5 protein-coding genes are annotated in these 6,682 nt (G+C 78.9%); 2 read left to right on the forward strand and 3 right to left on the reverse strand.

Annotated features, from left to right (window positions below; translation table 11 throughout):
• Nucleotides 1-69 precede the first annotated feature (69 nt).
• Both ABZ885_RS05635 and ABZ885_RS05640 read left to right on the forward strand, forming a co-directional pair.
• Complete coding sequence (locus ABZ885_RS05635; protein ID WP_360183694.1) at nt 70-1,704, forward strand: hypothetical protein; 1,635 nt, start codon at nt 70-72, stop codon at nt 1,702-1,704.
• Nucleotides 1,701-4,856, forward strand: a complete 3,156-nt coding sequence (locus ABZ885_RS05640; RefSeq protein ID WP_360183696.1) for a hypothetical protein — start codon at nt 1,701-1,703, stop codon at nt 4,854-4,856. The genes ABZ885_RS05635 and ABZ885_RS05640 overlap by 4 nt, the downstream gene beginning before the upstream one ends.
• A gap of 62 nt (nt 4,857-4,918) precedes the next feature.
• On the opposite strand, the gene ABZ885_RS05645 is transcribed toward ABZ885_RS05640, so the two are convergent.
• The 3 genes from ABZ885_RS05645 to ABZ885_RS05655 all read right to left on the reverse strand — a co-directional run.
• Entirely contained in the window at nt 4,919-5,158 is a 240-nt protein-coding gene (locus ABZ885_RS05645) for a radical SAM-modified peptide, FtsH ternary system-associated (RefSeq protein WP_360183698.1), read from the reverse strand.
• Between the two features lie 5 nt (nt 5,159-5,163).
• On the reverse strand, nt 5,164-6,171 hold the full coding sequence (locus ABZ885_RS05650; protein WP_360183700.1) for a radical SAM protein: 1,008 nt from the start codon (nt 6,169-6,171) through the stop codon (nt 5,164-5,166).
• A gap of 109 nt (nt 6,172-6,280) precedes the next feature.
• On the reverse strand, nt 6,281-6,682 hold a 402-nt coding region (locus tag ABZ885_RS05655), incomplete at its 5' end, for a hypothetical protein (protein WP_360183702.1).

Consider the following 6,682-nt stretch of genomic DNA (forward strand, 5'->3'; position numbering starts at 1 on the left):
CGGAGCCGGGCCGCCCCACCGACCGTAACGGTGCACCAACCGGAGCCCGAGGCAGGCAGGAAAGGCACAGTGACCAGCAGAGTCGGCAAGTGGTTCCGCGACCGCAGCCAGCAGTCCCGCCCGACCGGAGCCGACGACGGCCGCGGCGGCCGGCCGGGCTTCGAGGTGAAGCGGGTCAACCTGTCGCGCCAGCCGCCGCACTACGACATAGACCAGCGGCCGCCGCGGCCCCGGACACCACCCCCGCCGCCCCGCCCGCCCGAAGCCGGCGAACCGGCCGAGGCACCGGCCTGGTCCGCCACCGTCCGCTTCGCCTCCCCGCGCGCCGCGCTCGGCTACCTGGCCGAGATCGCCGCCCTGCGCGTCCCGCCGATCCAGGTCTCCGCCCGGGACGGCTCGGTCCTGTTCCACCTCGACCCGGTCCTGCACTCCAGCACCGCGCTGGCCGTCCGGTACGGCGGCGAGGTGTACGAGGGCGGCCGGGTGCCCGGCCCGGCCGGTGACTGGCGGCCGGCCGGACCGGCCGACCTCGCGGTGCACGCCCCGCCCGGGCGGCTGCCCGAGGCGCTCGACGACGTCACCGTCCTGGTCAGCGGCCCGCTCGGCCGCTGGGTGCTCCGGCAGAGCATGCGCCGCGGCGTGCCCGCCGGGTTCATGGCCGTCGACCGGGTGGACGAGGGCGGGGCGGTGACCGACCGCAGCTGGCTGCTGGTCCGGCTGCGGTCCCCGCACGGGACGGTGCCGGCCGCGCTGCTGGCCTCCCTCCTCCGGCTGCCCGACACCGTGGTCTGCCGCCGCGCCAGCCCCGACGGGCGGCTCCTGGTCGACGTCCGGCTGCGCCTCCCGCTCGACGACCGGCACCTGCTGGACGCCCTGCCCGACGACGTCCGCCAGGTGCTGCCCGCCGCCGGCCCGGCCTGGTACTGGACCCCGGCCGGGATCGAGTCCGAGGCCGCGCTGCTGGCCGTGCCCGAGCACCGTCCGGTCGCCGCCCCGCCGCCCGCCGGCGGCACCCGCGCCACCCCCGGGAGCGGCGCGCCGATGACCGTCCGGGTGGTGGCCAGTACGGCCGCCACCACCGTCCGGACCGACGCCGTCCTGGTCGAGGACGGCGAACTCGACCTGCTGCGCCACTTCCTGCTGGGCCGGCCGCTGCACGAGAGCGCCTTCCTCGTCTTCGGCCCCGGCCGGCACCTGGTCAGCGCCGCGCCCGGACTGGCCCGCGGACTGCCGTTCGGCCTGCCGCTGCGGCACGTCGGGCCCGGCGCCCTCTACGTGGAGAGCGGCTGCGTCCTCTCCCCGCCGCTGCCCCCGGCCGCCTGCGAGGAGGTGTTCGGGCTGCGGCCGGACACCGTCACCGTCCTCGGCCGCGGCGGGGCCTGGCGGCTCGCCGCCAAGCCCGTCCCGGCCTGGACGCTCTGGCTGCCCGAACCGCCCGCCTTCGCCGCCGGCGTCTCCGGCCCCGCCCGGGAGATCCTCCGGCGGCTCGGCGAGGAGGAGACCGAGGAGCCCGCCCCGCAGGCCCCCGGGCCGGGCACCGGGGAGGCCCGCCGCCGACTGCTCCAGGAGGCCGCCGAGCTGACCCTCCAGCGCGAGTACCGGGCCGCCGCGGAACGGCTGGAGGACGTCGGGCACTTCCTCCAGGCCGCGCAGATGTACGAGCGGGCGGCCGAGGCGCAGCGGCCCGGGGAGCGGTTCCGGTGAGCACCCCCGGCACGCAGCGGGGCACCGCGTGGACGGCCCGCCGGCTGCTCACCGTGCCCGTCCCGGACTGCCGGCTGCTCACCCTCTCCCCGGACGGCTCCGGCCTGGTCCTGCTGGACGGCACGATGGTGCGCCGGGTGGACGACCGCGCCCGGCCGCTCTGGGAGGTGCCGTGGAGCGGCCCGGCCCCGGACCGCGGCGGCACCGCGGCCGCCTGGACCGCGGAGGGCGACCGGCTGTTCCTGCTCGGCGGCGGGCGGCTGCTCTCCCTCGACGCGGACACCGGCACGCCGCTGCCGCTCCCGCCGGCCCTGGCCGGCACCGCCACGGCGGCCGCCCTCGCGGTGTCCGGGGACGGCCGCACCCTCGCGGTGGGCCACCACTCGGGCGACGTCCTGGTCTGGGATCTCGGCAGCGGGGAGACCGTCGAGCTCTACGGCCTCGACCCGGTGGTCGCCGTCCACTGGCGCCCCCGCACCACCCAGCTCTACGTCGCCACGCCGTCCTCGGTCCAGCTCTGGGAGCCGCTCGACCAGATCATGAGCGGCACCGTGGGCCCCCGCCACCACGGCCTGGGCCGGCTCGCCTGCGCGCCCGACGACCGGTACCTCGCGGTCGAGGAGCAGGGCCGGGTCGTCCTGGTCGACCCGGTGACCCACGCCGAGCTGGCCGGCCGCCGGCTCGACCGGCGCTGCGGCGCGCTCGCCTTCACCGACGACGGCACGCTGCTCGCCCTCGCCGTCCCGGGTGAGCAGCCGGCCCTGTTCGACTCCCACCTCGAACCGCGCGGGTCCGTCCCCGGCGACGTCCGGGGCCCCGCCGAACTCAGTCTCTCCGCCACCGGGCTGATCGCCGCACGGCTGGACGACGGCGCGGTCGCCGTCTGGGAGCCGCCGGACGCCGCGCCCCGGCGGCGGCACCACCTGGCCCGGCGGTCGGCCGTCCGCCGGTGGGCCAACGCGATGGGCGCCACCGTGGGCAAGGTCTCCGCGACCGTCGACCAGGGCCGGCTGCTGGTCCGGCCGCTGCGGGTGCCCGGCGCGGGCGACGGCTGCGCCACCCCGGTGCCGGCCTGGTCCCCGGCCGGCGACACCTGCTGGTACGAGTCCGGGCCCGGCACGCTCAGCGAGTTCCGGCCGGGCGACGGGACGGTCCTGCGGACGGTGCCCGTCCCGGGCCCCGCGACGGGGTGGGCGGACGCCGAGGCGCTCGGCCCGGACGCGCTCCTGCTCGCGCCGCCCGGCCGGGGCGGCCGGCAGCAGCTGCTGGACCTCACCACCGGCGAGGCCGTCGCCGCGCTGCCCGGCGGCCCGGCGGTGGCCGCCGACCCCACCGGCGCGCTCCGCTGGGCCGCCCCCGAGGACGGCCGGCACCCGCACGAGCTGCTGGTCCACGACCTGACCGCGGGCGAGCCGCGCACCTGGCGGCTGCCGGTCGACGGCGGGGTCGGCCGCCCCGCCTGGTCCCCGGACGGCCGCCGGCTCGCCGCCGGGGCCGACGGCCGGGTGCTGGTCTGGGAGCGGACCGGCTCCGGCGGCTGGCAGCGGGTCAAGGTCCTGGCCTGGCCGACCGGGCCGGTCACGGTCCGCCGGGCGGCGTGGTCCCCCGACGGGCTGCGGCTGGCCGCGGCGCCGGGCAGCGGGCAGGGCCCCGTCGCGGTGTGGAACACCGCCGACTGGACGCTCACCGGCACCTTCGGCGTCGCCGGCGGCCCGGAGTGGGCACCGGCGCTGTCCTGGTACACGGACTCCCGGCTGCTCGCCTTCCCCTCGGCCGAGCAGGACGCCGCGATCGAGATCTGGGACGCCAGGACCGGCCGGCACGTCCGGACCCTGCTCCCGCCGGAAGGGGTCGGCAGCCACGTCTGGGCGGTCCGCTGGTCACCGACCGGCGACCGGCTCGCCACCGGCCACCATTCGGGCGCGATCGTGTTCTGGGAGATCGCCGACGAGCGGCCGGGCGAGCCCGAGGGCGAGCCGCTGCCGCACTCCGAGGACCGGCTCGCCCGCCTGGGCGCCGCCGCCGGGCGGCTGGCCACCGGCACCCCGCTCTCGCTGCTGTCCGAGCTGCTCACCCTGGTCGGCGGCGCCGAACCCCCGCCGGGGCTGCTGCCGCTGGCCGGCCTGCGCGGCCTGCAGTCCCTGCGCGAACTCGGCTGGCCGCCCGCGGCGCTGCCCGGACTCGTCCTGCTGCTGGTCTCCGGCCTGCCCCCGGCCGCCGCGTACCTGGCCCCGGCCGACGCGGGCCCGGCCGAACTCTCCGCCGCCCTGGGCCGGGCGCTGCTCGGCGCGACGGTCCAGCCCCGCCCGCCGGCCCCGCCGCTGACCGAGCTGACCGCGGCGGTCCAGGCCGTCGACGAACGCCTGCTGGGCCTGCTGCGCATCCTCGGACCGGAGGCGGTCGCCGCCGATCCGACCCTCCCGGTCCGGGTCCGCGACTTCCGGATGACGCTGATCCCCCCGGGCCCCGCCCAGCGGGTCCTGCTCGGCCTGCGGCTGCTGGAGGGCGCGAGCGGCCCGGCCACCGGCCGCGGCCCGACCGGCCGCTCCGGACTGGCCCGGCACGGCGCGCCCAGCCGTCTGCTGCCCACCCAACTCGCCCTTCCGGACGAGCTGTTGCGGCTGCGCCACAGCCGCAACGAGCTGCTCTTCCGGACCAGCCACGGCCTGATCCCGCCCGACCCGCGCGGCGTGGTGCTGGTCCTGGACGACACCCCCGCGACGCACGGCGCGATCGGCTCGGTGCTGCGGCTCTCCGCGCACCTGCTGGCCACCGCCGCGCTGCGCCGGGGCCGCCCCTGCGCCGTGGTCCGGATGGCCACCCCCTGGCAGCACCGGACGCTGGCCCGCCCGGAGGACCTGGTGCACCTCTGGGAGAGCGGCCCGCTCGCCACCGCCCAGCCCGAGGCGGCCCTGCACACCGCCGCGGCGGCGGCCGGGCAGCTGGCCACCGGGCTCGGCGGCGCGCCGCGGACGATCGTGCTGACCCACCCGTACCTGGTGTTCCCGCCGCACCCCGGGCTGCGCGAGCTGCGCGTGCACTACCCCGGTCTGCCGGTGCGGGAGACGGCCTGGCTCCGCTGGACGCTGCCGCCCGACCCGACGCCGGCCCTGCTGCGCGACGTCCTCACCGAGCTCCTCGTCGAGCCCTGAGCAGACCCGGCGCCGGCCCTGAGCAGGGCCGGCGCAGGGCCGGCGCAGGGCCGGCGCGAGGCTCAGCCGCAGAGCATCTGCTGGATCTCGTCCGGGCCGAGCCCCTGGAAGAGCGCGTCGATCACCTCCGGCCGGAACGCGTCCCCGGTCACCCGGACGCCGTCCGGGCCGGCCTCGATCCGGATCCGGACCAGGCGCCCCTCGGGGTGCCGGTCGTACTCCTCCGGCTGGATCAGATCCGGAAGGTGCTCCACCATCCGGTACGCCGGGCCCTCCTGCCCGCCCTCCGGTTCCCCGGTCACGGACCTCACCACCTTCCGTCCACCGCGGTGCCGCACGAAGGGCAGGCACCCGACTCGATCCGGTTCCGCTCCAGGGACCAGATGCCCCGCTCCACCAGCACCGCACGGCAGTGCGGGCACCTGGTCGCCCGGCCGTCCGCGCCGAGGGCGCGCTCCACGTAGACGTGGTGCAGCCCGGCCTCCCGGCCCACCCGGACGCCCGCGGCGAGGTCGGCGGGCGGGGTCGGGGCGTGGCCGGTCCGCCGGTAGGCGGGCGAGACCCGGCCCAGGTGCCACGGGACGCCCGGCCCGAGCGCGGCGACGGCCTCGGCGATCGGCCGCAGCTCCTCCGGCGCGGCGCTGATGCCGGGGATCAGCGGGGTCGACACCTCCAGCCACACCCCGCGCTCGTACAGGCCGCGCAGCGTCTCCAGGACCGGCCCGACCCGGGCCCCGGTCAGCTCCAGGTGCCGCGCCTCGTCCACCGTCTTGAGGTCCACGTTGACCGCCGCCACCGCGCCGGCCGCCAGCTCGACGGCCTCCGGGGTGAGGAAGCCGTTGCTCTTCCAGAGCACCGGAACGCCCAGCGGGCGGCCGGACTCGGCCAGGGCCAGGGTCAGTTCGAGGGCCAGCGACGGCTCGGTGTAGGACAGCGCCACCGCGGCCCGCTCGGCCGCGGCGTCCGCCACCACGGCCGCCGCGTCGACCGGTGCGCCGGTCCACCGCACCCCGGGGTCACGGCCGTACTGGGAGACCCGGTGGTTGATGCAGTAGTCGCAGCGGAAGGTGCAGCCGGGCGCGGCCAGGGTCAGGCAGTGGCTCCCGGGGCGGTAGTGGAACAGCGGCTTGCGCTCCACCGCGTCGAGGTGGCGCACCGTGGTCGCGAAGGTCGCGGTCTCCAGCTCCGCGCCGTTCCGCCGGCGTACTCCGCACGGACCCGACTCGCCGTCGGAAAGCGTGCAGCGCAGTGGACACAGCAGGCACTGGACCCGGTCGCCGCGGGGGCGGTGGAGCACCGCCGGCCTCCATTCCATGGACGGCAGCGTAGCGGCGGCACCCCGGACGGCGGCCCGCTTTCGGCCAATCCGCGGCCTATCCGCGGCCGCCCCGCAGCCGCTCCCGGGGCGCTCCCGAGGGCGCGCGCTACGCCGTCGCGAGCGACGCCAGCAGGGCCCGGCCGGCCGCCTCGTCGCGCTCCGGGGCACCCGCGCTCCCGGCCCGCCCGGCCGACCGCGCGGAGTCCGGGCGCAGGGCGAGCACCTCGGTGAGCACCCGTTCGTCCACCCGCGCCCGCAGGTGCCCGGCCGGGTCCCGGCGGAACGCCGTGGCGGCGGCGCCGAGCACCCCGCCCACCGTCGTACCGCCGCTGGACCGGCCGGCCAGCAGCCGGGCGGCCCCCTCGCCGGCGTCGCCCGGGTCCGGCCCGATCACCTCGCCCAGCCGGAGCCCGCCGAGCTGCGGATAACCGTCGGCGAGCAGCGCGGCGGCCACCGCCTCCGCCTCGCCCGCACCCGGGCCGGGCGCGGGCCGGGTGCGGGCGTCCCG

Origin of the sequence: Kitasatospora sp. NPDC047058 (genome assembly GCF_040643935.1) — a bacterium.
Lineage (GTDB): Bacteria > Actinomycetota > Actinomycetes > Streptomycetales > Streptomycetaceae > Kitasatospora.

Bases quoted from the DNA above. Each gene is read 5' to 3' on its own strand.
- ABZ885_RS05650 (WP_360183700.1), bottom strand. From the start codon at position 6,171: ATGGAATGGAGGCCGGCGGTGCTCCACCGCCCCCGCGGCGACCGGGTC.